The organism is Mesobacillus jeotgali (assembly GCF_031759225.1).
Lineage (GTDB): Bacteria > Bacillota > Bacilli > Bacillales > Cytobacillaceae > Mesobacillus > Mesobacillus jeotgali_B.
Window position 1 is genome coordinate 3,632,864 of the sequence record NZ_CP134494.1, and the last position, 25,863, is coordinate 3,658,726.

Annotated in this window: 25 protein-coding genes and 1 other annotated feature; of the genes, 8 read left to right on the forward strand and 17 right to left on the reverse strand. The window is 44.4% G+C overall.

Going from position 1 to position 25,863, the window contains the following annotated elements; translation table 11 throughout:
• Positions 1-393: 393 nt before the first annotated feature.
• Complete coding sequence (locus RH061_RS18240; protein ID WP_311072247.1) at positions 394-921, reverse strand: DUF84 family protein; 528 nt, start codon at positions 919-921, stop codon at positions 394-396.
• Between the two features lie 66 nt (positions 922-987).
• Positions 988-2,061 carry a M42 family metallopeptidase gene (locus RH061_RS18245; protein WP_311072249.1) on the reverse strand — a complete coding sequence of 358 codons (1,074 nt, stop codon included), beginning with the start codon at positions 2,059-2,061 and terminating at the stop codon, positions 988-990.
• Between the two features lie 206 nt (positions 2,062-2,267).
• On the opposite strand from RH061_RS18245, the gene RH061_RS18250 reads away from it, so the two are divergent.
• The gene (locus RH061_RS18250) at positions 2,268-2,582 is read left to right on the forward strand and encodes a PepSY domain-containing protein (protein ID WP_311072251.1); all 315 of its coding nucleotides are present in this window, start codon (positions 2,268-2,270) and stop codon (positions 2,580-2,582) included.
• A gap of 35 nt (positions 2,583-2,617) precedes the next feature.
• On the opposite strand, the gene RH061_RS18255 is transcribed toward RH061_RS18250, so the two are convergent.
• Both RH061_RS18255 and trmB read right to left on the reverse strand, forming a co-directional pair.
• Positions 2,618-3,457: a YtnP family quorum-quenching lactonase gene (locus RH061_RS18255; protein ID WP_311072252.1), complete on the reverse strand. Its 840-nt coding sequence runs from the start codon at positions 3,455-3,457 to the stop codon at positions 2,618-2,620.
• A gap of 304 nt (positions 3,458-3,761) precedes the next feature.
• Positions 3,762-4,406 (reverse strand): tRNA (guanosine(46)-N7)-methyltransferase TrmB, encoded by a 645-nt coding sequence (gene trmB / locus RH061_RS18260; RefSeq protein ID WP_311072255.1) that lies wholly within the window; start codon positions 4,404-4,406, stop codon positions 3,762-3,764.
• Between the two features lie 147 nt (positions 4,407-4,553).
• Here trmB and RH061_RS18265 point away from each other — a divergent pair, with 147 nt between their 5' ends.
• Positions 4,554-4,832: a YtzH-like family protein gene (locus tag RH061_RS18265; protein WP_041964692.1), complete on the forward strand. Its 279-nt coding sequence runs from the start codon at positions 4,554-4,556 to the stop codon at positions 4,830-4,832.
• Positions 4,833-4,839: 7 nt separating this feature from the next.
• Here RH061_RS18265 and RH061_RS18270 read toward each other — a convergent pair whose 3' ends face one another.
• From RH061_RS18270 to thpR, 5 genes are all read right to left on the reverse strand, one after another.
• Complete coding sequence (locus RH061_RS18270) at positions 4,840-5,613, reverse strand: phosphotransferase (protein WP_311072258.1); 774 nt, start codon at positions 5,611-5,613, stop codon at positions 4,840-4,842.
• A 271-nt stretch (positions 5,614-5,884) separates the two neighbouring features.
• Positions 5,885-8,035 carry a type I pullulanase gene (gene pulA / locus RH061_RS18275; protein WP_311072260.1) on the reverse strand — a complete coding sequence of 717 codons (2,151 nt, stop codon included), beginning with the start codon at positions 8,033-8,035 and terminating at the stop codon, positions 5,885-5,887.
• Positions 8,022-9,002 (reverse strand): diacylglycerol/lipid kinase family protein, encoded by a 981-nt coding sequence (locus RH061_RS18280; RefSeq protein ID WP_311072261.1) that lies wholly within the window; start codon positions 9,000-9,002, stop codon positions 8,022-8,024. Before RH061_RS18280 ends, pulA begins: the two co-directional genes overlap by 14 nt.
• A gap of 31 nt (positions 9,003-9,033) precedes the next feature.
• Positions 9,034-9,993: an NERD domain-containing protein gene (locus RH061_RS18285; protein ID WP_311072263.1), complete on the reverse strand. Its 960-nt coding sequence runs from the start codon at positions 9,991-9,993 to the stop codon at positions 9,034-9,036.
• Between the two features lie 15 nt (positions 9,994-10,008).
• Positions 10,009-10,575, reverse strand: a complete 567-nt coding sequence (gene thpR / locus RH061_RS18290) for an RNA 2',3'-cyclic phosphodiesterase (protein WP_311072264.1) — start codon at positions 10,573-10,575, stop codon at positions 10,009-10,011.
• 220 nt (positions 10,576-10,795) lie between these two features.
• Between thpR and cysK the strand changes: the two genes are divergently transcribed.
• Positions 10,796-11,731: a cysteine synthase A gene (gene cysK, locus RH061_RS18295; RefSeq protein ID WP_311072265.1), complete on the forward strand. Its 936-nt coding sequence runs from the start codon at positions 10,796-10,798 to the stop codon at positions 11,729-11,731.
• A 431-nt stretch (positions 11,732-12,162) separates the two neighbouring features.
• Here the strand turns inward: cysK and speD are convergent, their stop codons facing one another.
• Positions 12,163-13,023 (reverse strand): adenosylmethionine decarboxylase, encoded by an 861-nt coding sequence (gene speD, locus RH061_RS18300; RefSeq protein WP_311072268.1) that lies wholly within the window; start codon positions 13,021-13,023, stop codon positions 12,163-12,165.
• Positions 13,024-13,401: 378 nt separating this feature from the next.
• Here speD and RH061_RS18305 point away from each other — a divergent pair, with 378 nt between their 5' ends.
• A complete protein-coding gene (locus RH061_RS18305; RefSeq protein ID WP_311076451.1) occupies positions 13,402-13,941 on the forward strand; it encodes a DJ-1/PfpI family protein in 540 nt (179 codons plus the stop codon).
• Positions 13,942-14,092: 151 nt separating this feature from the next.
• Here the strand turns inward: RH061_RS18305 and dat are convergent, their stop codons facing one another.
• A complete protein-coding gene (gene dat / locus RH061_RS18310) occupies positions 14,093-14,947 on the reverse strand; it encodes a D-amino-acid transaminase (protein WP_311072270.1) in 855 nt (284 codons plus the stop codon).
• A gap of 26 nt (positions 14,948-14,973) precedes the next feature.
• Complete coding sequence (gene pepV / locus RH061_RS18315) at positions 14,974-16,389, reverse strand: dipeptidase PepV (protein ID WP_311072271.1); 1,416 nt, start codon at positions 16,387-16,389, stop codon at positions 14,974-14,976.
• A 483-nt stretch (positions 16,390-16,872) separates the two neighbouring features.
• On the opposite strand from pepV, the gene RH061_RS18320 reads away from it, so the two are divergent.
• Positions 16,873-17,094, forward strand: coding sequence for a DeoR family transcriptional regulator (locus RH061_RS18320; protein WP_023626930.1), 222 nt, complete (start codon positions 16,873-16,875; stop codon positions 17,092-17,094).
• A gap of 193 nt (positions 17,095-17,287) precedes the next feature.
• Here the strand turns inward: RH061_RS18320 and RH061_RS18325 are convergent, their stop codons facing one another.
• Positions 17,288-18,004, reverse strand: coding sequence for a pseudouridine synthase (locus RH061_RS18325; protein WP_311072273.1), 717 nt, complete (start codon positions 18,002-18,004; stop codon positions 17,288-17,290).
• 105 nt (positions 18,005-18,109) lie between these two features.
• On the opposite strand from RH061_RS18325, the gene RH061_RS18330 reads away from it, so the two are divergent.
• Entirely contained in the window at positions 18,110-18,343 is a 234-nt protein-coding gene (locus RH061_RS18330) for a hypothetical protein (protein ID WP_311072274.1), read from the forward strand.
• Positions 18,344-18,383: 40 nt separating this feature from the next.
• Here RH061_RS18330 and RH061_RS18335 read toward each other — a convergent pair whose 3' ends face one another.
• On the reverse strand, positions 18,384-20,009 hold the full coding sequence (locus RH061_RS18335) for a putative polysaccharide biosynthesis protein (RefSeq protein ID WP_311072275.1): 1,626 nt from the start codon (positions 20,007-20,009) through the stop codon (positions 18,384-18,386).
• 89 nt (positions 20,010-20,098) lie between these two features.
• Between RH061_RS18335 and RH061_RS18340 the strand changes: the two genes are divergently transcribed.
• Together RH061_RS18340 and RH061_RS18345 are read left to right on the forward strand one after the other, a co-directional pair.
• The gene (locus RH061_RS18340; protein ID WP_311072276.1) at positions 20,099-20,347 is read left to right on the forward strand and encodes a hypothetical protein; all 249 of its coding nucleotides are present in this window, start codon (positions 20,099-20,101) and stop codon (positions 20,345-20,347) included.
• Positions 20,348-20,351: 4 nt separating this feature from the next.
• A complete protein-coding gene (locus RH061_RS18345) occupies positions 20,352-21,620 on the forward strand; it encodes a BaiN/RdsA family NAD(P)/FAD-dependent oxidoreductase (RefSeq protein WP_311072278.1) in 1,269 nt (422 codons plus the stop codon).
• Positions 21,621-21,833: 213 nt separating this feature from the next.
• On the opposite strand, the gene RH061_RS18350 is transcribed toward RH061_RS18345, so the two are convergent.
• The 3 genes from RH061_RS18350 to leuS all read right to left on the reverse strand — a co-directional run bounded on the left by RH061_RS18350 (position 21,834) and on the right by leuS (position 25,237).
• On the reverse strand, positions 21,834-22,019 hold the full coding sequence (locus tag RH061_RS18350) for a sporulation protein Cse60 (protein WP_167834517.1): 186 nt from the start codon (positions 22,017-22,019) through the stop codon (positions 21,834-21,836).
• A 57-nt stretch (positions 22,020-22,076) separates the two neighbouring features.
• Positions 22,077-22,388, reverse strand: coding sequence for a rhodanese-like domain-containing protein (locus RH061_RS18355; protein ID WP_311072280.1), 312 nt, complete (start codon positions 22,386-22,388; stop codon positions 22,077-22,079).
• A gap of 434 nt (positions 22,389-22,822) precedes the next feature.
• The gene (leuS, locus tag RH061_RS18360) at positions 22,823-25,237 is read right to left on the reverse strand and encodes a leucine--tRNA ligase (protein WP_311072282.1); all 2,415 of its coding nucleotides are present in this window, start codon (positions 25,235-25,237) and stop codon (positions 22,823-22,825) included.
• A gap of 277 nt (positions 25,238-25,514) precedes the next feature.
• Positions 25,515-25,734: a binding site (T-box leader), on the reverse strand.
• Between the last annotated feature and the right edge of the window lie 129 nt (positions 25,735-25,863).

Here is a 25,863-nt window from a genome sequence, read left to right on the forward strand (position 1 = left end):
CAGGGCACCAATGCGCTTCATTGGTGACCTGTTTTTCCATTATCCGGGTTTTTAGGGCGCCAATACGCCTCATTGGTGACCTGTTTTTCATTTATCCGGGTTTTTAGGGCACCAATACGCCTCATTGGTGACCTGTTTTTCCATTATCCGGGTTTTTAGGGCATCAATACGCCTCATTGGTGACCTGTTTTTCCATTATCCGGATTTTTTAGGGCGCCAATACGCCTCATTGGTGACCTGTTTTTCCATTATCCGGATTTTTAGGGCGCCAATACGCCTCATTGGTGACCTGTTTTTTCATTATCCGGATTTTTAGGGCACCAATACGGATTCGGAGCTTTTATCAAGAGTCTGAATGCAGTAAAAGGAGTAAACCCAAAAAAGACAGCCTGTTTAGACTGTCTTTTTCCCTTGCCCCATTTGATATTCATATTGTCCGGCCAGCAATTTCATGACATGTGTGAACATGTCACTTCTGTTGATTTGTCCATTTGTGAAAATACCGATTGCCCCTTCGTTTTTGCGGACATTTTGTTTTTTGGCATACTCGTCCATCACAGGTCCCAGTTCGGCACCCAGCAATAACTGCCTGGCAATCTCGTCAGGAAGAGGAATCCTTGCGCCGCCGGCAATGATGGGGTCCATCCCTTTGACAGCCAGAGCTCCCCAATTGCAAAGCATCAGTCCGTATGGAGTCTGCTGGACGCCGCCTTCCAAGCCAATTCCTATATCAGCTCCAGCTCTTTCTGCAGCCTGTATGGCCCTGTTGACCGCTCCTTTGATGGTTTCCTCATCAGACATCGGCTGCTCGCTGACACCTGACTCAGCATCAACAGGAACGATTTCGTACGGATCGTCCATGAACGCAGCCTTCACCGCGTTGATTTTAGCTGGATTCTTTGAACCTACTGCAACTCGCATAATTTGTGCCGCCTTTCATTCCATGAAAAAGGAGCAGTTTTCACCTGCCCCTCATTCCTATTTTTATTAGCTATTATTCTTGATTGTTTCCACAGTTGTTTTATCAGCTGCTTTTACAAGCTTGACTAGAAGTTCCTTGGCAGCTGCATAGTCATCGACATGAATCATGGATGCTGCTGTATGGATGTAGCGTGAGCAGATGCCGATTACGGCACTCGGAACTCCCTGATTGGATGTATGAACTCTTCCTGTATCCGTTCCGCCCTGGGAGACGAAGTACTGGTAAGGAATATCATGAGTTTCCGCCATATCGAGGATGAATTCTCTCATGCCCCTGTGCGTGACCATCGAGCGGTCAAGGATTCTCAACAAAGTTCCCTTGCCCAGCTGGCCGAACTCATTCTTATCGCCTGACATATCATTAGCCGGGCTTGCATCCAGTGCGAAGAAGATATCCGGATCGATCATGTTAGCCGCTGTCTGCGCACCTCTTAAGCCGACCTCTTCCTGGACAGTCGCGCCTGAGTACAGCATGTTTGGCAGCTGAATGTCCTTCGTTTCTTTCAATAGCTCGATTGCCAGTCCGCAGCCATATCGGTTATCCCAGGCTTTAGCAAGGATCTTCTTCTCATTTGCCATTGGAGTGAACGGACAGATTGGCACGATTTGCTGGCCAGGCTTGATGCCGATCTTGATGGCATCTTCTTTATCATCTGCACCGATATCAATCAGCATGTTCTTGATTTCCATCGGCTTATTGCGCTTTGACTCATCCAGCAGATGAGGCGGAATCGAACCGATTACACCTGTTACCGGTCCATTGTTCGTAATGATTTGCACGCGCTGTGCCAAAAGCACCTGGCTCCACCATCCGCCAAGAGTCTGGAATCTGATCATCCCGTTTTTTGTAATGGATGTGACCATGAAGCCAACTTCATCCATATGACCGGCAACCATGATTTTCGGACCGTTGGGATCACCTTTTTTAACGCCGAACACACTGCCCAGTTTATCCTGGATCAGTTCATCAGAATACTGTTCCAATTGCTCGCGCATGAATTTGCGGACTGCATGCTCGTTGCCTGGAGCCCCAGGTAATTCTGTCAGTGTTTTAAACAGACTCAAAGTTTGCTCGTTCATTTAACTTCTCCTTCTCGCGAAAAATTTAGTTTTACTAAAGATTATGTATTTATAAATTCCATTTTACAGAACATTCATTATGCTTGCCAGTCTTATTCCTGCGATACGCATTTTTTGCGGGCATTATCCCTTTGCTCCAAGTGTGTGATTTGTTATGATGAAGTTAACTTGAAATTCCATATATATAACCTTGGAGGTCCTTGACTATGAACTGGAAAGCCTTTTTCATTGGCGTTGGCGCCGGACTGGCTGGTGCGTATGCTGTAAAGGAACTTGCGTCACAAAAAGAAACCGTTTCAGCTGATAAAGTACTCAATCAAGCGAAGGCAGCGTTTAAAAAATCAGGGCCAATCAGTGGCTCATGGATTAATATGACGGCTGAACCTTATTCAAAAGCACCTATTGATTACCAGGTATACAAAGGCGGTATTTCCCGCAATGTCGACGGCAAGGTGGAACAATATGAATTCATCGCGGATGCTGCCACAGGAGCCATTCTTGATGCCTATCCGCTAAATTAATATCAGTTGAAATTCGAGACCTGCTTAGCGCAGGTCTATTTTTTTCGTTCAATTGTTTGCGTTATTTTCCCATCCTGATCAAACTTTACTGCACGATAGACTGCATCATGGTAAAAAGTGAACCAGGCGTCATTGCTGATTCCGAATTCAAGCCATTTCTGCTTGGCAAAAATCGAATCCATCGGATAATCGTCATACGCCATTACCCAAAGAGGGTTTTGGTGAGCATGGGTAGGCATGATATCAGCCATATGGACAATTGTTAAGTCTTCATCTTCAATGATCAGGATGGAATGACCATCACTATGGCCACCGGTATGAATGATTCTGATTGGACCATAAGACCAATCCTTCTCAAAAGTCTCGACCTGATGTTCTATACCTTGCCAGTTTTCTTTCCAGTATGTACTCTTGGACCGAATATTCGGATTGCGCATCTCATCCCACTCGACCTGCGAAGTGATGATTTTCGCGTTCGGGAAAACAGAAACAAGCTCCCCACCTGAATCCTTGGTCAACCCGCAGGCATGGTCAAAATGCATATGGGTCATCAATATGTAATCGATATCTTCTGGCTTCAAGTCCAACTTTTCCAGCTCAGAGATCAAACTTGATTCCTCGAGGACCCCAAAATTGCGTTTTTGCTTCTCATTCAGTTTTCCATTGCCCATGCCGCTTTCAACAAGGAAATTCTTTCCCTCCGCCTGAATCAAGATTGGATCCGTTCGCAGCTCGATCTGGTTTTTGTCATTCACAGCATATTTTCGCGACCATAATGCTTTCGGGACAACCCCGAACATCGCGCCGCCATCAAGATGAGTGACCCCGCCGTTCAACCATTGCAGTTTTACATTCCGAAGTTCAAGCTTTTCCATCTTTCAGCCTCCTTTTTTCTTGATTGTACCACTCGAGTTTGAAATTTTTAAATAATTCAGCTTCTTTTTTGATCAGTCACAGAACAATAAGGCCATACTTTTATCATGAATTCTATTTTATTGGCGAAGTTCACAATTTTATTGGCGATATTTTATTTTTATTGGCGATAATAAGATTTTATTGGCGAAAATCTCTTTTTCTGGCGATTTTCACATGTTTATTGGCGAACTGGAAATTATCGCTCTTTTTTTTCAATAAAAAAACCGGTCGATGCAAAAGAATCGGCCGGTTAGTTCGTCTCTCTTATTCAGAAATGAATTGTACTTCACAGCGGTAAATGCGGCTGCCGAGTGAGGAGAATTTCTCTTCGTATTCGGTCATGATATTGCCTTCATAATCACTGTTGTGAAGGTCGAGGCTGACATAGTTCAACTTCATTCCGTAATGTGAGAAGCTGACAAGGGAGTACTCGAATAATCCCTGGTTGTCTGTCTTGAAGTGGATTTCTCCATTTTTCACAAGGATGGATTCATATACTTCAAGGAACGACTTGAATGTCAATCTTCTCTTTTCATGGCGGGTTTTTGGCCAAGGATCAGAGAAGTTCAAGTAGACACGGCTGACATCTCCGCTCTCAAAATACTTGGCAAGCTCTGCTCCATTAACGCTCATCAGCTTGCAGTTTGGCAAATCTTCTTCAATCAGCTTGTCCAGCGCGCTGACGATGACACTTTCCTGCAGTTCGATGCCAATATAGTTAATGTCCGGATTGGCTTTTGCCATTCCTGTGATGAACTGCCCTTTTCCCGTACCAATCTCAATGTGGAGGGGCTGATCCTTTTCAAATACTTTTCCCCAATTTCCACGGTGCTGTTCAGGTTCATGGATTACAAAATTCGAATACTGAAGTAATTTATCTTTAGCCCAAGGCTTGTTTCTTAGTCTCATACTGACACCTCTGTACTATTTTCATTCGTTTCAAACAATATCATGCAACCCATATGTTTTCAAGGTGAAATTTATCGGCGCTGCATAAACACAAAAAGGAATCCACAATCTATAGGTGAATTCCTTTTAAAAGAAAGGGTGATCATTGTGCCTTTAAGCCACCATGACCAGGTAAATTTATTAAAGGATATATTAAGCAACCAGCAGACTGACTGCTGCGGTTCTGTTGCGGAGTATCAGCAATTGGAGCGCCTGATCAAATCTTTGATGGTCAATACGAATGTCGACGGCAACATCAAATCGATTCTGCAGGATGTTTACCAGTATAGTCAAAATGGCGTCAATGCCTCTGACCTGGAACAGCATATCCAGACCAATCAGGGCCAGTTATCCCAATGGGTAAATGACATTGGACAATTTTCTTGAAAATAGATTAAATAAGTGCTTTTAAAAAATCAATCCATTTTTCCATTTCTGGAATGCGATTCTGGTTTTTATGCCATTGTATCGCTGAAAGTGACTGTGCAAGTGCATACCATTTCATGCGCTGCTTGAGATTTTCGGTCAGGATGATGCCGTACTTATCCAGCCACTCCTCCCATTCTTCTACAGGTATATACGAATACAGTAGAAGTCCAAGGTCGATGGCAGGGTCGGCGATCATCGCTCCATCCCAATCGATTAAATACAACTGGTTGTCTTCAGTAAGCAGCCAGTTGTTATGATTCACATCGCAATGGCAGACAACCTTTTCGTCAACATCAATTTGTCCAACGTTTGCAGTCAAAAACTCCATTGAATCTATGACAGCCTGCTTCGTACGAAGCTCCTCATCCAATTCCTCGTTCAGGGCATGAAGGAACATCTCAGGTTTCAGCGGACTTTTCCCCAGCCTGGTAAGCATCCCAAGAAGGGGTTCCGACGCATGGATTTTCTTCAATAGCTTGGCCACACGGTCATTGTTCATATCCCCGGGCTTCAGCTCTCGTCCGTTCATCCATTGCTGTGCCGTAATGACATCTCCGTTTTCTAACCTTTTCGTCCAAACAAGCTTGGGTACAATTCCTTCTGCGGAGAGAACAGCAAGAAAAGGGGATGAATTACGTTTTAGAAACAGCCTTTGTTCTTCATGCTGCGCAAAATAAGCGGCACCGGTTGCACCGCCTGCAGGAACGATCTCCCAATCCTGTCCAAATAAATGTTCCAAAGTTAGTCACCTTCATTTATCACTATTTCCCTTATGCTAAAAACCGGAAATGGATTCTATAATCACTGTTGTCTTTATTATCGGAAATAAAAAGACAGCTATTGATAGTAAAATACATACAATAGCTATCTTATAAATTTTATCTCCTAGAGGCTTCGTACGTCAACCCCATCGTGTCTAAATTAATATTGTGAAAAAGTTATCAAGAAATAAAGCTTAAGCCTTTCATCTGGAATACTTCAACTCCCATGTTCTCAGCAGCGGCTGCTTATCATTTTGCCAGCACAAACAACGAGCATGGCTCAAGCAGGACCTTATCGCCCTCAATATGGCGAAATGGCTGGGCTGAAGCTTTTTCATGGTCAGCGAGAACATTCCATTTTCCATCCTCCGACAGCTCGACAAGCTGTTGATCCGGTGATGGATTAATGAACACCAATATTTTTTCCCAATGCCCTTTTTGATTTATATCCTTCAGCGAATAGCACACTAGCGGGCCCGGCACTTGCAATAATTCCATATGCCTGCGGATTTGTTCATTATCCTGAAGGCGGAATGCCTCATTCGATTTTCGAATATCGATGATCCCTTTAATGTATTCGACATTATCAAGATTTTCATCCCGCAGGTCCCAATCCAGCCAGTTTATTTCATCAGGTGACCGATAGCTGTTGCCAACTCCTTTTTTCGACCTGAAAAATTCCTGGCCGCTGTGCAGAAAGGGAATACCCTGGGCCAGCACGACCATCGAAGTCGCCAGCCTGTGCTGCTTCTTTAAAAAAGCTTCATCTTGGTCAGGTTCGATGATTTTCAGCTTATCCCACAATGTATGGTTATCATGCGATTCAATGTAGTTGACGGATTGTCCCGGCTGCAAGAAAAGTCCCTGTTTCACCTTGCCTATTCCTATGCTGCCAGCCATTACTTGCTTTGCCGCCTCCAGGTAACGCTCATTTCCTAAAGCATAGCCTTTATCATAAATGTTAAAGGTGCTGCCCTTGATACAATCGCGGAACCAATCATTGAACTGGCCGATTCCAGGGAGTTTTCCCTGATTCGAGATATTGGCCTTCTGATCAGGGGGGAGGGGAGTATTCAGGTCCCAGCCTTCCCCTATGATCAACACATCGGGCCGCACGCTATTCACTGCATCCCGGACTGCCGTCATTGTGTCGATATCCAAAATACCCATCAAATCAAAGCGGAAGCCATCGACTTGAAATTCATTCAGCCAGTACATGATAGAGTCGACAATGTATTTTCTCGTCATCAGCCTTTCAGAGGCAATATCGTTCCCCACTCCGGTTCCATTCGAAGGAAGGCCATGTGCATCGTGGCGAAAAAAGTAGCCGGGTACGACTTTTTCAAAATGAGATTCCTCGCGGATGTAAACATGATTATAGACCACGTCCATAATAACGCCCATCCCGTGCGAGTGTATCGCAGAAATCAACTGCTTCAGCTCGATGATCCGGTTATAGGGGGCACTGGGATCAGACGCATAACTCCCATCCGGGACATTGTAATGAACAGGGTTATATCCCCAGTTATAGTCACGTTCCCTATCCAATTCGTCCACTCCCTCAAAATCGTGGAATGGAAGAAGTTCTATATGTGTGATACCGAGATTTTTAATATAGGAAAGGCCAGTTTCCACCCCAATTGGACTTTGGGTTCCCGTTTCTGCCGCGCCCAGATAAGTTCCTTTCCTGACAGCCCCGCTGCCCGGGTGCATCGTCAGATCCCTGATATGGGCTTCATAGATGACAGCATCAACAGGGTGCAGTAAATTCGGGCCATTATCAACGTTTACTTTCGCTTTTGCTGGATCGATGACAACACCATATTCCCCATTGACCGATAATGCCGTTGCATATGGATCGACTGCTTCTCTCCATTCCAGGTTGATACAAACGAGGAATGAATACCGATACAGCTCCAGGTTCCGATCTACCTTTACACTCCATACGCCTTTATCTCCCCGGTCCATCTCGAATATCTCGGGGTTTTGGGCATCTTCCTTAAAAAGCCTCAGTTTTATTTTTGTAGCAGTGGGAGCCCATAACTTGAAACTTGTATTTTCAGGGGTGTAACTGACACCGAGGTCATTCCCGCCGTAAAAAAATAATGAATCAAATTCCTCCGTTCGGATGACTGCTCCGATTTGGAGGTCCGTTTGACCGCCGTGCTCATCTAAAATCGTATATGTTTTTCCTAAATCAGGGCTGATACTACACAAGCAAATGTATTTTACTGCATCCTCAAGCAATACCTTCTCCTGGATCGCCAATGGCAAATCAACGCCTTCTCCTTTAAGACGGAATTCATTGGAGTTCCCTTCAAAATAGGAATAAGGAAGCAGAACGGTAATAACATCCATTTGATCAAGATAGGCGTTAAATTCCCTTTCAATGGCAATCATTCATTTTCAACTCCTCGGTATGTCCTGGATTGCTTGTTCCAGATATAATTTTCAAGGCTTTTGGACATGCCTGGACTTTCAGCGGTGTATGTCCGATTGCTTCACCGTCTGCGTGCGCCAAAACACTGGCAGTGGATTCAATCATGATCGATTTTCCGGTAAACTGCTCTACCTCCTGAAACTTTGTATGTTTTCCCCAGAACACACTGATGAAAACCAAAAGCAGCTTCAGCCTGGAAATCCGGTGCACGACCGTAATGTCGAGAATGCCGTCATCCGCGAGAGCAGCAGGAGCAATCTTCATGCCCCCTCCGTAGTATGGCTGGTTCGAAACAGTGACAAACCAGGCATTGCTATATTTATACACTTTGCCATCAATCGTCACTTCCATTGGAACCGTCCTGAATGTAAGCAGTTTTTTGACGAGAATATAAACATAGACCAGCCTTCCCAGCGAGATACGGTTCAGGAGCGCCTTCATCCGGGACTCATTTGAATCCTTTGCTACAGCAGCATCAAAGCCTACTCCCATATTATTCATAAAATAGGTTTCCTGTAATTCGTCGTGACGAATTTTTCCGATATCAATTTCTTCCCGATTACCATTGCGTTTATCAATGATCAAACGTAAAGCATCAGCTGATTTTTTCGGAATGAAGAAACCTCTTGAAAAATCATTCCCTGAGCCGCCTGGAATGAAGCCAACGGTAATGTTTGGATAGGATGCCGTGCCATTCACCACTTCATGCAGCGTGCCGTCCCCTCCGACTGCCGCAATGACTGCCGGGTTTCCTAAAGCCTTACGGGCCAGTGACTCTGCCAGCTCCTGTGCATGCCCTGGATATTCAGTAAAAAAAGCAAGATACGCAATGTCCAGGTTTTCCAGCTCTATCTCTATGTTTCTCCAAATCTCCCGGCAGCTCCCATTTTTCGCATTGGGATTGACGATAAAATAGATCTTCTCCATATGATCAACCTTTATCTATTTAATAGGTTTTCTATTCTTGACCCTTCGGATTGTTTCCCCACTCAAGTCTTCTGACGGATGTTGTCTGGCAGTACTGCAGGAGAATCTGTGCTGCTTTTAATTGCATATGCTTCAATGGAGATTTCATGCCTCTTAGGGACATGAACCATTCCTCGAAATTTCGTTTTTCAATGAATTGTACGCCATATGGCGGGAGAGGATAGTCGATGAACCCATTCCTGCTGATCAATAGCTTTTGGACAGGAAGATCCACTCCGTGCATGTCAAAAAGAGTCTTGACGATTTTCTCTGTCCGATTAAGCGCAATCAGAGGATTGAGGATTTTCTTTTCCTGATTTCTCGTTTTCTTGATCCAGAAGCGATCCTTTGAGCCGACATATGCAGCATCCTCTTCAGCTTCGATGAATGAAATGCACATCGCTGCAGCTGGAGTGATGATGATTAACTCCGCCTCCACAGGCGCTTTTTTTAGTAAAAATATAGGTTTATATAGAATAAGGAAGGTATCGGGAAAGCGCTGCAGCAGGAATTTCAGTGTAGGATCATTGACGAATTCTTTTGCAATGAATGACCTTTCCGTCAATGTCGAGCTGGCCCATTTCAGCTGGAATGGCAGCAATCCGTCAAGAAAATGCTGCTTTAATTCCTCGATGGTTTTTAAATTGCTGATGGAATTCAAAGTGCCTTCGTCCATCACATCGTCCTGATCTTCCAGACCTTGTGGTGCAACCTCCCTGACAGGCTCTGGCTGGCGGACCATGCTTTTTAGTTTATGAAGGATATTATTATTAGACTGCTCTTCTTGTTGTGGGTCAGTCAGATCCCCAATAGGTTCTTCAAGCCCATTCTCCCATTTTGCCTTAATTCCCTCCCATTGCTTTTTCTTCAGGCGGACGTATCTGGAGGGATAAAGGTAAATGTCCTGGGCATAGCGTGATACATAGTCTTGGAGTTTGATTAATTGTCCCATTGTTGTACCTGCCTTTTATTCCTGCTTAGCAAGCGGGAATAGTGTGATTGGTTCATATTTTGGACTTTTCCCCAAATGAGTCTTGTACAAAACGACCCTTTCAGCATGAAAAGTCAGTTCTTTTTTAAAAGGGTTGACGGCCTCCAGCTGGCCAGCCTCAAATGCTTCCTCCCCATCCCACTTTCTGGCGAAGGTGATATGCGGGCTGAATGGCCGTGTTTCCAGGGAAAAACCAGCGGTCGTACAAGAAGAAAACACTGCTTCTCTTACCTCATTCAATTCGCTCGATTTTTCCAAACCTGCCCAAAAAATTCTTGGAGAATCCTTTCGGCCGAATATGCCTATATGGTCGATCTCCAGTTTAAATGTTGTTGTATTATTAAGTGCTGCCCCTATCAATTCATTGGCAGCCTTTATCTTGGCTTCAGGTGCATTTCCGAGGAATGCAAGTGTAATATGTAAATCCTGTGGATGTACCCATGTTTTAAAAGGCATTTCTCCTTGTAAGCCGTGGATTGAGTCCTTCAGTACTTCTTTTACTTCACCGGGAAGTTCAAGAGCATAGAAATAATGCGTATGCAAACAAATACACCCTTTCGTGTCCACTTGAATTTATTGTAGCAAATGGTTTGTCATATTGGCAGAAATTCCTTATAAACATTTCTAATCCATTCAAGTTGATAGGAATAGTCTTTTTTTATATGATAAAAAGAAGCTAAGTTTATTTTTCAGTTGCTTATCATCAATTATTCACTTAATTGGAATACTAAAGCAGGGCAACAACGATCAAGGAGGCTATCACATGAGAGTCGTTAATAATATCGCAGCATTAATCGGAGAAACACCACTTGTAAAATTAAATCGATTGGCACCTGAGGGCGGGGCATCGGTTTACCTCAAGCTGGAATACTTCAATCCTAGCAAAAGCGTAAAAGACAGGGCGGCATTCAACATGATTGTTTCAGCAGAAAATGAAGGAAAGCTGAAACCTGGTTCTACAATCATTGAGCCAACAAGCGGCAACACTGGAATCGGCCTGGCAATGAACGCCGCGGCAAGAGGCTATAAAGCAATTTTGGTCATGCCGGACACGATGACCGAAGAGAGAATCAATTTGTTAAAGGCATATGGAGCAGAAGTCGTGCTGACACCTGGCGACGAAAAAATGCCTGGTGCAATCAAGAAAGCGGAAGAGTTAGTAAAAGAAATTCCAGACAGCTTCATGCCAATGCAGTTTGAAAATGGAGCGAATCCAGACGCCCACAGGACAACAACTGCAAAAGAAATCATCGATGCAATGGAAGAACTAAAAAAGCCGCTCAGCGCATTCGTCGCTACAGCTGGAACCGGCGGAACGATTACAGGAACAGGCGAAGCTCTGAAAGAAGAGTTCCCTGAGCTGGCCGTACACGTCGTCGAACCTGCCGGGTCGCCAGTACTTTCCGGCGGCAAGCCTGGCAAGCACAAACTGGTCGGCACAAGCCCAGGCTTCATCCCGAAAATCCTCAATCAGGATGTCTATGAAAAAATCCATAAAATCGAAGATGAAGATGCCTATGAAACAGCTCGAAGACTGGCCAAAGAAGAAGGCATCCTTGTAGGCCCTTCATCAGGGGCTGCATGCTTCGCCGCGATCAACGTCGCAAGGGACCTCAAGCCGGATGAAGTCGTCATCTGCATTGCCTGCGATACAGGCGAAAGATATCTATCCAGTGATTTGTTCAAATTCGAAGATTAATCTTTAAGAAGACTCGCCAGTGATGGCGGGTTTTTTACTGTTTATAAGAAAGTCCCTTTAGTATGTAGAACTTTTCGCATGAGGAAACTTTCTCTAGTTTTCGTACCCTTATGTGACTGGTTTCGCTTCTATAAGGATACGATTCGGGTGCTTTCGTACCCTTATGCAGCTCATTTCCCCCTCATAAGGGTACCTTTCCGACGGTTTCGTACCCTTATGCAGCTCATTTCCCTCTCATAAGGGTACCTTTCGGACGTTTGCGTACCCTTATGCGGCTCATTTCTCCCTCATAAGGGTACCGTTCAGGCGGTTTCGTACCCTTATGAAACGTGTTTCGTTTCCATAAGGGTATCTTTCTTGGGATACAAAAAACTGCAGACAAACTCAACATTCCCTGGTTTGTCTGCAGTCCGGCCTCATGCCATATGGTTTTATTTATCCAATCCTTCACCTTCATCTTCTACTTCATCTTCAAAGATTGTTCCTGAATGGAGCGTTACTCCTGAAACGATTTCTTCCATTTCAGCCAGGATTCTCTCGGTGATCTCTTCTCGTTCTTCTGGTGAAAGGGAATCCTTTGTATACCCGAATAGATAATTATCCAAATCGAATTCTCTTAGCTTGCACTTTGTATGGAAAATGTTTTCCTGATAAACATTGATATCAACCATATCGTATTGTTCTTTTACATTTTCCGGGATGTAATTTTGAATCGAGCTTATGTCGTGATCGATGAACAGCTTGTTGCCATCTTTGTCCCTTGTGAAACCTCTCACTTTATAATCAATCGTCATGACATCTGTTTCGAAGGAGTGAATCAGGTAATTCAAGGCTTTCAACGGCGTGATCTCGCCGCAAGTGGAAACATCGATATCCGCACGGAACGTACTGATTCCTTCATCAGGATGGAACTCTGGATACGTATGGACGGTGATGTGACTTTTATCCAGCTGTAATACTACATTGTCAGGAAGCGGTCCAGGCGACTCATCATACGCTTCATCAGGAACCTCGACGACCGGCCCTTCAGAAACTAAAATCGTTACACTCGCCCCCTGCGGCACATAATCCTGCTTGGCCACATTCAGTACATGGGCCCCGATGATGTCGGAAACATTAGTGAGTATTTTCGTCAGCCGGTCGGCACTATACTGTTCATCAATATATTCAATATAAGCTTCTCGCTCTTCTTTTGTTTTCGTATAACAGATGTCATACATATTAAAACTTAATGATTTCGTCAGATTATTGAATCCATGCAATTCTATATGCTGTTCAGAAGTGAATTTCATTACTGTTCCCCCTGTTCGGTATGCTGCTGTAATGTGTACGATTTTGAACAAAAAGCAGGTTTCCGGATGATTTAAATATTTTTATGATACCCATTTCCTACCGAGAAAAAACAAAGGAAGTACGAACCTGTCCCTGCCTTCTGGCCAGGTTTACTCTTAAGAGCTTCACTTCATAAGTCCCTGTCTCTCCCTGGAGCCTTTCTTTTTGTTCATGGCCTTGTTTAACCAGAGGAATTTGTAATCATCAATTTGTCATCAGTCCTATTGTAGGTATATGTGTGATAAAATTGTAAATATCAGACATTCCATTAACTGGAATACTTAATGAACAAGAGGTTGTTGTAAGGTGGGAAACAAATAATTTCAAGGGGAAGATATATAAAAAAAACAGCCGTTCTATTATATCCTCAGTATAGTGAATATGAATTAAGTGTTGCATTATCCATATTAATGCAGGGGGGAAAACCAATAGTTACAGTCGGGGAAAGCATGAAGCCCATCCGAGGAGAGTCGGGCTTAACTTGCTTACCCGATACCACTGTTGATGAACTAAACATTGATGAGATAGATAGCCTTTTATTAACAGGTTGTATAGATATTTTTTCATTAGAAAACGAAAAAGCATTTACAGACTTTATAACTAGGGTTGAAAGTCAAGTAACGACAATAGGCAGTATTTCCAGTTCGCCTTATTTACTTGCAAAAGCTGGAGTTTTAAAAGGGAAAAGATATACGATTGGATTGACAGAAGAAGCCAGGGATCAGTCAGGCATCTTTGAAAAAGAAAATTACTCTGAAGATCTGGTCGTTCAAGATGGGAAGGTTATAACTGCAAGGGGAAGTGGATTCATTAAATTTGGAGCGTGCTTCGGGAGAGCGTTGAATCTTGACTTTGATGAAAATTGGTATAAAGGATAAACTTTGGTTATCCACTAAAAAGGACCTAAACTGAATAAGAAGCTAATCAAGATTCAAAAACCCAGATCCATTCGGTCTGGGTTTTTGCTGTGTTAAACACATATCTAATTTGAGAGTGGGTAAAAGGACCGGAACCCTTGCAGGTTCCGGATCATAGTTTGCCGCACTGGCGTTCAATTTCTGCTTTAAAAAGGTCTTGCAGGTTCCTTGTGACCGGTCCTGGATTTCCTGTTCCGACAGGTTTTCCATCGACTTCCACAATTGGCATGACTTCAACGGTCGTCCCAGAAGAGAAGACTTCATCGGCAGCTGACAATTCATCAAGCGTAAAGGCTCGCTCATCAACTGAAATGTTCTCATTACGGCAAATCTCAAGCACCTTTTGTCTTGTGATTCCATTAAGGATTAAATTGTCTGCCTGATGCGTGATGATCACCCCGTCTTTAACAATTGAAATGTTGGAGTGGCTTCCCTCGGTGACGCTTTCTCCCCGGTGAAGGATTGCCTCGAAGCAGCCGGCCTCTGCTGCCTTTTGTTTCGAAAGCAAATTCCCCAGCAAATTCAAGCTTTTAATGTCACAGCGAAGCCAGCGGATGTCTTCATCAAGGATGGACCTGACCCCTTTTTCCATGGATTCCACAGGGCGTGCTACCTTGCGCGTGTACGCGACAAAAGTTGGAGCCACATCTCCTCCCGGGAAAACATGGTTACGCGGTGAAGTTCCCCTTGTAAACTGCATATACACGATACCCGTGTCCAGTTCATTTTTCGAAATGAGCTCTTCCATTTTGGACTCAAGCTCTTCAGGGCTATAGGGAAGCTCCATCCTGATTTTTTCGGCGCTTTCGATAAGCCTGTTCAAATGCTCTTTTCCAGTGAACATCTTACCGTTATACACCCGGATCACTTCATATACACCATCGCCAAACTGATAGCCTCTATCCTCGATGTCGACCTTGGCGACCGTCCTGTCAAGAATCTCTCCGTCCACAATTACATATTCCATACTCTGCCCCTCCTTGTTGTCCGGCTTTATTTAGCCAATTCATAAATTGCCTGTGCATAAATCGCTGTTGCTCTTAGAAGGTCTTCAATAATCATATATTCATCCTTCTGGTGAGCAATGTCAGGTCTTCCTGGGAAAAGCGGGCCAAATGCCACACCTGATTTCAGAGACCTTGCATATGTTCCTCCGCCGATAGAAATTAACTCAGCTTTTTCGCCAACCTGTTCTTCATAAACCTTTTTCAAAGTCTGGACGAGGAAGTCATTTTCATCGACATGATGCGGATTGGAGTTCGAGAAGTTCTCTATGGTTAAGCCTTCAGCCTCTAACACCTCATTTAAAATTCCCTTTGTCTTCTCGAGGTCAGTCGTTACCGGATAGCGCATGTTCAAGCCGGCGCGCCCGCCTTTTTCCTTAGAGTAGGAAAGTTTGCCGACATTGATTGTCAGGTCCCCGGTAATATCATCGGTATATGCAACTCCGAGCGCCCTGCCGCGTGAATCCTTGCCCAGGAACTTGGCAACGAATTGAAAGAACTTTTCACTGCTTCCATCCAGATTCATCTCGGAGAGGAAGCTTGCCATATAAAGGCCTGCATTTTTGCCATTGTCAGGCTCCATGCCGTGTGCTGATACACCTTCAAGCTCAAGGATCAGCTTGCCGCTTTCAACTACCGCTTTGCCCTCTAATTCGTTGTTCCTTTTGAATTCCTCAAAGCGCTGGACGATATCCGTTTGCCCTTGCTGAACAACCAATTCCACCTTCGCAAAATCAGGTACCATATTATAGCGGCGTCCTGAAGAAAATTCGATTACTTCCGTATCAAAATCTTCTTTTTCATTACCGGCAGCTTTTGAAACTATGTCATAATCCGCAATCCCTTTTTCAGCGTAAATGATCGGAAAGTCAGCGTCTGGAGCAAAGCCCATTGCCGGCATTTCCTCATGTTCAAAATAATGGTCTACACAGCGCCAGTCGCTTTCCTCGTCAGTACCAATGATCATTCGGACACGCTTATTAAGCGGCAGGCCTAATTCTTTGACAATCTTCATCGCATAATATGCCGCCATGGTTGGCCCTTTATCGTCGATGGCACCGCGGGCGAAAATTTTCCCGTCGCGAATTTCTGCCCCATAAGGATCACTTGTCCAGCCGTCCCCTTCTGGAACGACATCGACATGGCAGAGGACACCGACAATTTCGTCTCCTTGACCGAATTCAAGGTGACCGGCCAGATTACCGACATTCTTAGCCGTAAAACCATCCTTTTCACCAAGCTGCAGCATGAAATCCAATGCTTCTCTCACACCCTCGCCAAGCGGTGCCTCATCTGTAGAATTTTCCTCATCCAGCACACTCTTGATTTTCAGCAGGTCCTGAGCATCCTTAATTAAGTCAGATTCTCTTTTTTCTACTTCCTTCATCCAATTGATTGAAGTCATTCATTTAAACCTCCATATTTTGTTCTATATGTATTTCCCTTAAGAAGTACATTTAAGCCCAGCAATATCATTATTGTACCTTAAATAGCCAGTTGAAAACTTGAATTTTATTTTACTCCTGTTTACCGCATTCCGTAAATAAAATCACTACAGACATTTTTTCTTAATTTTCTAATAACTGTCATATTTAACCTGTTTAAAACCATATTGTTAAGTATATAAACGATTACAAAGGAGGCAGTTATCTAATAAATTATTAATATTATTAATTTTTCATAAAAAACAGTTAATAATCTGGAATTTTATCTTATTAAAGTGTAAAATAGTCCAAAAGGTAAGACATCTTATGATTGCCTTTTAAAAATGGACGCAAAAGGAGCTGTCTGGAAAGAAGAAAACTACATACTTGGGGATTCGTCTTCAATCAATAGTCGGTTGCAGGAATATGACAAAGGGGTTTAAAAAAGGATAGGGAGTGGTTGTTTGAAACCTTCGACTAACCGGATGATAAACCGCATCAAATCCATCTACATGTATATATGTCAGAATGGTACTGTCACAACTCAAGATCTTGTAGAGGAATTCGGAATTACTCCTCGAACCATCCAGAGGGATTTGAATGTCCTGGCTTATAACGACTTAGTGAAAAGTCCGAGCCGAGGTAAATGGACAACGACCCAGAAAAAGGTAAAGATGTCTTCATAATACGAAAAGCGGAAGTGCCTTGGTCAGCCCCGACAAGCGCTGGAGGGCCTGACAGTGAAGTCGTTCTTTGACTTCATTGGCAGGACCGAAGCGTCTCGAGGGGCTAGGCGCTGGAGCTGGACAACTCTCGAAGTAAATGTATGCTTACTAATAAAAAAGAAATCGCCTGAGCTTGTCTCGGCGATTTCTTTTTTTATACTTCATAGGCCTGCAGCATTTCCATTTCTTCATCTGTCAGCTCCCTGTATTCCCCAAGCTCCAGGGTGTCATCGAGCTTGAGCGGTCCCATCGACAATCGCTTCAGATAAATGACTCTTTTTCCGACAGCTTCGAACATCCTCTTCACCTGGTGGAATTTTCCTTCGGTTATCGTCAGCTCAATATCAGAAGTCAAGCCTGATTTTAAAATAACAAGTTCACCCGGTTTTGTTTCATACCCATCATCGAGGGTGACACCTTTTTTGAATGCCTCAATATCCTCATCCGTCACTTCTCCCTCTATTACCGCAAAATAGGTTTTAGGGACATGTTTTTTGGGCGATAAAAGCCTGTGAGACAGCTGGCCATCATTCGTGATCAACAGCAGGCCCTCAGTGTCTTTATCAAGCCTCCCTACCGGGAACGGCTCGAACACCTGGTCTTCGATCTCCAGCAAATCAATCACCGTCTCATCACGATTGTCTTCCGTCGCTGAGATGACACCAGGCGGCTTGTTCATCATTAAATAAATGAATTCCCTATAATGGATCTCTTCCCCGTTCAATGTAATCGAATCGTTTTCAGGATCCACATGGTGCTTTGCATCCTTGACTATTGCATTGTTCACTTTTACAGCACCGTCTTTTAAAAGTTTCTTCACGTCTTTCCTGCTTCCGTATCCCAGGTTGGAAAGCACTTTATCGATTCGCATCGCTTAACCTCCTTTATTCTATTGGGCGGATGCCCATTCCATTTCTCGGTTCCTTACATAGACTAATATCATACTTTATACAAGACTATGAGGAGATGACCTGAAATGAATTATCGTCAACAAGGACAAGGCTTGTACATCCCGCTTCCCGGCCTTCCAGGCGGAGGATTCCCCGGTGGAGGATATCCAGGCGGAGGTTATCCAGGAGGCGGCCAGATAGATCGCCTTGAACGGCAGATTCAAAGATTGAACAACCAGTTGGACCGGCTGGAGCGCAGGGTCGACAGGATTGAGCGACGCCTTGGCTTAAGGCAAGAAGACCAGCATTTTTATTACTAGTTAGCAAAAATGGCCTTCGAGACAGAAGGCCATTTTCTTATTATACAGGCAGCCTTAATTTGCGCTTGATCTTGGTCACTCGGTCCCCGAAAAGCCTGTCCAGCAGCTTTGTCCGGAGTCCCAGGTAAAAGTACACAGCAGCACCTACCAGGGCAGAAATTCCAATAATCACGATTGACTGGAACTTGTCAGCCGGTGACAGGAATTCGACAAGCACTTCATAGAATGCCATGGTTACTCCAGCCATCAAACCGGAGAAAATTAAAATTAATACGCTTCTTCTGGTCACAAAGCCCATTGGATACCTTGCAAATTTTTTGATGACGTACATATTGATGAGAATTGCCGCCACATAACCCAGCGCAGTTGAAAAAACAGCACCTTGCGTTTCGAACAGCTTAATCATAGGAATATTAAAAGTTAGCTTCACCAATAATCCCGTCAATAAACTCAAAATCGTAAAACGCTGTTCGTTTATTCCTTGCAGGATGGCCGCTGTAACGGAATAAAGTGCAAATAAGATTGCTACTGGCGCATAGGTTCTCAGAATTTCAGTTCCTAAAGGATCATTTTCATAGAAAACGGTGAACATAGGCTGTGCAAGTAAGGACAAACCGATAGCTGCAGGGACAGTCAGATACATGAGAACCTGGAAGGTTTGGTCCAGCTGTTTTCTCATCCCTTTGCGGTCATTATCAGTAAATGCCTTTGTTATGCTTGGAACCAATGTCAAAGAAAATGCGGTAGCCAGCGATACTGGAATAATGACGAGTTTATGTGTTTGGAAATTCAATACACCAAAGGCTGCCTGGGCATCATTCGGATCCAATCCTGTAGAAACCATGGCCTTTTCAAAAGTTATCATATCAATGAACTGGAACAATGGATTAGCAATGCCGACAAAAACAAATGGAGCAGCGTAAATCAATATTTCCTTATAGATCTCTTTTAAGGAAATGTCCATTGTTCCCTTGTCTTCTTTTAACAATTCATCGAGATACGGTTTGCGTTTAATCCAGTACCATCCAAGTACACCAAGACTGCCAATTGCCCCAATAAACGCAGCAAAGGTTGCGACACTGACAGCTGTAACCATACTTCCATTCATGATGGCTAAAACAATATAAGCTCCTGCCAGCAAAAAGACAATCCTGACAACCTGTTCAACTACCTGTGAGACAGCAGATGGCCCCATTGATTGATGTCCTTGGAAAAATCCTCTTATCAAACTCATGAATGGCACTACGATCAACGCAAAGCTAACAGCCCTGATTACGGTAGTGACATCCTCTGGACTGATTTTAACATTGCTGTCATTAGAACTGATTGTAATATCCGCTAGAATCGGTGCTGTTAAGTACATAACCAGGAACGACAATATTCCCGTTCCCAACATGACAGCTACACCTGACTTGAACAACCTTCTCCCGACCGCATATTCACCGAGAGCATTATACTTGGCAATGAATTTTGAAACCGCGAGCGGCACTCCAGCTGTTGCCACGCTAATAAAAATTGTATAAGGAATATATGAATAAGAATATAGTACCGTCCCGTATTTATCGATAATCGCATAAAAAGGAATAACATAAAACAACCCCAGCACCTTGGATAAAATCGTGCCAAGCGTCAGTATGAACGTCCCTCTTAAAAGCTTTGATGACATAAGATCCCTACTTTTCAATCTATATAATAAAAACAGATTACAAACTTGTATTTTACCATAACTACAATCAGACACTATGATATTTATCAATGGATGCAGATATTACTTGCATCCTTGCAGCAGAGGTTCCTGCTTCCCTGCTGCAGGTATTTCCTGCATCCTTGACGCGGAAATTTCCTGCATTCCCTAGTTTACTCCTTCTCAGGGCTGACTGCCAGTTTTTCAGGCTGGGAATTGGTTTGAAGGATCTCATTCATGGCAATGTTTTTAATGAAGAGATGCATTATAATAGTAAAAGTGCTCAAATGATTTTAAAAAGTAATACGAAAAGTTGGTGAAGCAATGAAATATGATGTAATCGTCCTTGGCGGCGGACCGTCTGGCTTGATGGCCGCGATTGCTGCTGGCGAGCAGGGTGCAAAGGTGCTGCTGATCGACAAAGGAGACAAGCTTGGCCGAAAGCTGGCAATCTCCGGCGGGGGCCGCTGCAATGTGACCAATCGACTGCCTGTGGATGAAATCATTAAACATATACCCGGAAATGGACGTTTCCTATACAGTGCGCTGTCGATTTTTAGCAATGAAGATATCATTTCTTTTTTCGAAGATCTTGGCATCAAGCTGAAGGAAGAAGATCACGGCCGGATGTTCCCGGTGAGTGACAAAGCTCAATCTGTTGTTGACGCCCTTTTATCAAAGCTAAAAGAATTTAAGGTAGAAATCAAGACGAACACTCCTGTTGCACATGTACATTACCAGGATGGCAAGGCTGAGTCGGTTGAACTGAAAAATGGTGAAAGGTTCTATGCTGAAAGCGTCATTATCGCTGTCGGCGGAAAATCTGTGCCCCATACTGGGTCCACTGGTGATGGGTATGCCTGGGCGGAAAAAGCAGGCCACACAATCACTACCCTGTTCCCAACTGAAGTTCCATTGACTTCTTCTGAACCCTTTATAAAAGAAAAGGTTTTGCAGGGGCTATCGCTGAGGGGAGTGGCACTCAGCGTCCTGAACCCAAAAGGGAAAGCGCTGATTACGCATAAGATGGATATGATTTTTACACACTTTGGTGTCAGCGGCCCTGCAGTTCTCCGCTGCAGCCAGTTCGTCGTAAAAGCGATGCAGAAATGGAACCTGAAAGAGGTAGTCATGTCCCTGGATGCACTCCCTGACATGAAAGAGGAAGAATTGTTCCAGGAAATCAATAAACTGATCAAAGCCGAGCCAAAAAAAACGGTGAAAAATTTGCTTAAAGGACTGCTGCCGGAACGTTACCTGATGTTCCTGCTGGAGCGTAATGAGATTGATCCCGCGATGCAGGGCGGACAGCTGGGCCATGAAAAACTAAGGAGCTTCGCCAAGTCAGCAAAGCAGTTCGAATTCAAAGTCAACGGCACCCTGCCGCTTGATAAAGCCTTCGTCACCGGAGGCGGCGTGTCCGTAAAAGAAGTCGAACCGCAAACAATGGCTTCAAAAAAAGCAGCTGGCCTTTATTTCTGCGGTGAAATTCTCGACATCCACGGCTATACAGGAGGCTACAATATTACCTCCGCCCTTGTCACCGGCCGTCTCGCCGGGACCAATGCAGCAGAATTCGCGCTGCAAAAATAGAATAAATGACTAAGTGTCCGTCTCAGGTTGGATGACGGACACTTTTTTTTGTTGTCCTCCTGTTTTTGTCCATCATAGCCTTGATGACGGACACTTTTGCTCTTGTTCCATCTGTTTTTGTCCGTCACGACATTGATGAAGGACACTTTTGCTCGCGTACCTGCTGTTTCTGTCCGTGATCACAAACTAAAAACAGAGCCTGAGTGAAAACACTCAGGCTCTGTACACAACCATGGCTGAAAAACAGTAGATCTGTTCTTCGTCCTCTTCTTCTGGCAGGACCGCGACATTGTATTTAATGTCTAAAAGCTTTTTTTCATCGAGCTTTTCCAGAAAGCGGTTCATATCCTGTTCTAGATCTTTTTCATGTTCGTGATCAAATACTCTGACCTGGATCAAGGAAAGTCATCCTTCCTTTTTTACATCCATTCTGGCCAGATTTTCAGAATTTTATAATTATGGACGCTTTGTTTCTCCGCCCCAGCTCATCATGCCGCCAACCATGTTGCGGACTTTGTAGCCTTGTTCGTTCATATAGTGGCAGACGTTCCCGCTGCGTGCGCTTGAGCGGCAGATGAAGATGTATTCCTTATCTTTGTCGAATTCGTTCATTCTTTCAGGGATTTCGCCCATTGGCACGTGCTTAGCTCCAGGGATCATGCCGGATTCCACTTCATCATGTTCACGTACATCAACCATTTCTAGCTTTTCTCCCGCTTCTAGCTTCTTTTGAAGTTCTTCTGGTGTGATTGTTTCAATTTTATTCATAAGTCATTTCCTCCAATTTTTTAATAAAATTCTCCCTTATTAAAGGATTCAATACCATATTGTATTTTCCCCTATTTATTATATAAAAACTCTTTTTATAATACAAAGAAAAAAACCTCATGGGGTATTTTCTTAATAAAAACAAGGCTCTGTTAAACTCAGCTGTTGATTTTCGTTCCAGGCGCTTCGCTTTCCGCGGGCAGTCGGGGAGCCTCCTCAGCGCTTTATGCGCCTGCGGGGTCTCCCCATGACTTGCTCACCCCGCAGGACATTGATCGAGCTTCCTCGAATCTGCCCACGCACGATGGAAATGCGTTAGCATTTTCGGAGGAGTCTACGCGCCTTCCACTACAATCAACAGGCTTTAAAACAACATTGGTCTTTAACAGAGCCAAAAACAAAGGACCGCCAAAGCGATCCTTTGAGTAAATAGATTAATTAGCTACAATATTAACGAGCTTTCCAGGTACCGCAATCACTTTACGGACTGTTTTGCCGTCGATTTGTTCTTTGACGGCATCATCGCCCATCGCGATCTGCTCCAATGTTTCTCTGTTTGCGTCTACCGGTACCATCATCTTCGCCTTGATTTTACCGTTCACCTGGACAACGATTTCTACTTCGTCATCAACTAGCTTTGCTTCATCATACGCAGGCCATGCAGCATAAGTGATAGATTCGCTGTGACCAAGTTTTGCCCAAAGTTCTTCAGCGATATGAGGCGTGATTGGCGCCAGCATTTTCACAAAGCCTTCAACGTATGCTTTAGGAAGCTCTTCCGCTTTATATGCTTCGTTGATGAAGACCATCATCTGAGAAATCGCTGTGTTGAAGCGAAGACCTTCATAATCTTCGGTCACCTTTTTCACCGTCTGATGATATACCTTCTCAAGGTTTGCACTCTCAGCATCTTTGATTTTCTCGCTTAGGCTGCCGTTTTCGTTTACTAACAAACGCCAGATGCGGTCAAGGAAGCGACGTGATCCGTCAAGTCCATTTGTAGACCATGCGATTGAAGCTTCAAGCGGTCCCATGAACATTTCATAAAGACGTAGTGTATCCGCGCCGTGGCTTGCGACGATTTCATCAGGATTGACAACATTTCCTTTTGACTTACTCATTTTTTCATTATTTTCACCAAGAATCATTCCCTGGTTGAAAAGCTTCTGGAATGGCTCTTTCGTGTGGACGACGCCTACATCATAAAGGACCTTGTGCCAGAAACGAGCGTAAAGCAAGTGAAGTACCGCGTGCTCCGCTCCACCAATATAGATGTCGACAGGAAGCCATTGCTTTAATTTTTCTTCATCAGCAAGTGCCTGGTCGTTCTTCGGATCGATATAGCGAAGGTAGTACCAGCAGCTGCCAGCCCATTGCGGCATTGTATTCGTTTCACGTCGGCCTTTTTTGCCAGTTTCAGGGTCAACGACATTCACCCAGTCATCGATGTTGGCAAGCGGAGATTCCCCTGTGCCTGATGGCTTGATTTCCGTTGTTTTCGGAAGGACAAGCGGCAGCTGATCCTCAGGTACTGCAGACATTGTGCCATCTTCCCAGTGAATGATTGGAATCGGCTCACCCCAGTAGCGCTGGCGGCTGAACAGCCAGTCGCGAAGGCGGTAAGTGACCTTCTTCGTACCGATGCCTTTTTCCTCAAGCCAGGCGATCATCTTGCTGATGCCCTCTTCCTTGTTCATGCCATTTAGGAATTCAGAGTTAACATGTTCGCCATCGCCAGTGTAAGCTTCTTTTTCAATGTCTCCGCCAGCAACGACTTCCTTGATCTCCAAATCGAATTTCTTGGCAAATTCGTAGTCACGCTCGTCGTGACCAGGTACTGCCATGATTGCTCCTGTACCATATGAAGCCAGGACATAGTCAGCGATCCAGATTGGCATTTTTTCGCCGTTCGCCGGGTTGATTGCGTAAGCGCCAGTGAAGACGCCTGTTTTGTCCTTCGCAAGGTCCGTACGCTCTAGGTCGCTCTTGCTCTTGATTTCATCGATATATTTTTCGACTGCAGCCTTTTGTTCAGCTGTCGTGATTGAATCAACAAGCTGATGTTCTGGCGCAAGCACCGCATAGGTTGCACCGAAAAGTGTATCGGGACGAGTTGTGAAAACAGTGAATGTTCCCTCATGTCCTTTGATGTTGAACGTGATTTCAGCACCTTCAGATCGGCCGATCCAGTTGCGCTGCATATCCTTCAAGCTTTCCGGCCAATCAAGCAAATCCAGATCCTCAAGCAGGCGATCTGCATAAGCAGTGATCTTCAACATCCACTGCCTCATTGGACGGCGCTCGACCGGGTGGCCTCCGCGCTCACTTTTTCCATCGATTACTTCTTCATTCGCCAAAACAGTTCCAAGCGCCGGGCACCAGTTAACCGCTACTTCATCAATGTACGCCAAGCCTTTTTCATAAAGCTTAAGGAAAATCCATTGCGTCCACTTGTAGTATTCCGGGTCTGTCGTGTTGACTTCGCGATCCCAGTCATATGAAAAACCTAATGCCTTGATCTGGCGGCGGAATGTGTTGATGTTCTGCTCCGTGAATTCTGCCGGATCATTCCCTGTATCAAGAGCGTACTGTTCTGCAGGAAGACCGAACGCATCCCAGCCCATCGGATGAAGAACGTTGAAACCCTGCATCCTTTTCATGCGGGATAGGATATCAGTCGCCGTGTATCCTTCCGGGTGGCCAACGTGAAGGCCGGCACCTGATGGATACGGGAACATATCCAGCGCATAGAACTTCTCTTTTCCTTTATCTTCAGTCGTTTTAAATGTTTTGTTTTCTTCCCAATAAGCTTGCCATTTTTTCTCGATATCCTGATGGTTAAAACTCATCGTCAATGTCCTCCTGTTTGGTTTCGATTTATTTTTGCGGATGGGATTTTCTTTTTAAAAAAATAACTCTGTTAAACTTGGCTGTTGATTTTCGTTCCAGGCGCTTCGCTTTCCGCGGGGCTGGCGCTGAGCCTCCTCGTCGCTTCGCTCCTGCGGGGTCTCACCTGACCAGCTAAGCCCGCAGGAGTCTTGCGCCTTCCACTACAATCAACAGGATGTTAAAAATCAACAATGGGCTATAACAAGAGCCTAGAAAACAAAAAACTCCCGTCCCTGTAAAAGGGACGAGAGGCTATGTATGATCTCCCGCGGTACCACCCAAATTAGTGTGTAACACTCGCTTCATTCATCCTTAACGCGGAAAACGGCAAGCACTACTTAAAAGTTCGCGCCTGCGACTCAAAGGCGAGTTCATGATGGACCCGTCTGGCTTGCACCGACCGCCAGCTCTCTAAATCAGGCTTTACACCACTACTACTCCTTATCGAAGTCTTTCGATATGAATATAGAGATATTGTAATAAAATTCCCTCCCATATGCAAGCGGGGATGAAATAAATGATGATAGAGAGTATTATATGATTCTTTCTGCTGCTGGTGCAGGCTTTTTTCCTGTGGCCGGCAGCC

Coding starts and splice junctions, on each gene's coding strand:
- RH061_RS18280 (WP_311072261.1), bottom strand. CDS start 9,002: ATGGAGAAGATCTATTTTATCGTCAATCCCAATGCGAAAAATGGGAGC.
- RH061_RS18345 (WP_311072278.1), top strand. CDS start 20,352: ATGAAATATGATGTAATCGTCCTTGGCGGCGGACCGTCTGGCTTGATG.
- speD (WP_311072268.1), bottom strand. CDS start 13,023: ATGAAATTCACTTCTGAACAGCATATAGAATTGCATGGATTCAATAAT.
- leuS (WP_311072282.1), bottom strand. CDS start 25,237: ATGAGTTTTAACCATCAGGATATCGAGAAAAAATGGCAAGCTTATTGG.
- dat (WP_311072270.1), bottom strand. CDS start 14,947: ATGGAATATGTAATTGTGGACGGAGAGATTCTTGACAGGACGGTCGCC.
- RH061_RS18325 (WP_311072273.1), bottom strand. CDS start 18,004: ATGCGAATCGATAAAGTGCTTTCCAACCTGGGATACGGAAGCAGGAAA.
- pepV (WP_311072271.1), bottom strand. CDS start 16,389: ATGACTTCAATCAATTGGATGAAGGAAGTAGAAAAAAGAGAATCTGAC.
- RH061_RS18340 (WP_311072276.1), top strand. CDS start 20,099: ATGGATGCAGATATTACTTGCATCCTTGCAGCAGAGGTTCCTGCTTCC.
- RH061_RS18255 (WP_311072252.1), bottom strand. CDS start 3,457: ATGGAAAAGCTTGAACTTCGGAATGTAAAACTGCAATGGTTGAACGGC.
- trmB (WP_311072255.1), bottom strand. CDS start 4,406: ATGAGACTAAGAAACAAGCCTTGGGCTAAAGATAAATTACTTCAGTAT.
- RH061_RS18240 (WP_311072247.1), bottom strand. CDS start 921: ATGCGAGTTGCAGTAGGTTCAAAGAATCCAGCTAAAATCAACGCGGTG.
- RH061_RS18250 (WP_311072251.1), top strand. CDS start 2,268: ATGAACTGGAAAGCCTTTTTCATTGGCGTTGGCGCCGGACTGGCTGGT.
- cysK (WP_311072265.1), top strand. CDS start 10,796: ATGAGAGTCGTTAATAATATCGCAGCATTAATCGGAGAAACACCACTT.
- RH061_RS18285 (WP_311072263.1), bottom strand. CDS start 9,993: ATGGGACAATTAATCAAACTCCAAGACTATGTATCACGCTATGCCCAG.
- RH061_RS18355 (WP_311072280.1), bottom strand. CDS start 22,388: ATGAATAAAATTGAAACAATCACACCAGAAGAACTTCAAAAGAAGCTA.
- pulA (WP_311072260.1), bottom strand. CDS start 8,035: ATGATTGCCATTGAAAGGGAATTTAACGCCTATCTTGATCAAATGGAT.
- RH061_RS18245 (WP_311072249.1), bottom strand. CDS start 2,061: ATGAACGAGCAAACTTTGAGTCTGTTTAAAACACTGACAGAATTACCT.
- RH061_RS18330 (WP_311072274.1), top strand. CDS start 18,110: ATGAATTATCGTCAACAAGGACAAGGCTTGTACATCCCGCTTCCCGGC.
- RH061_RS18335 (WP_311072275.1), bottom strand. CDS start 20,009: ATGTCATCAAAGCTTTTAAGAGGGACGTTCATACTGACGCTTGGCACG.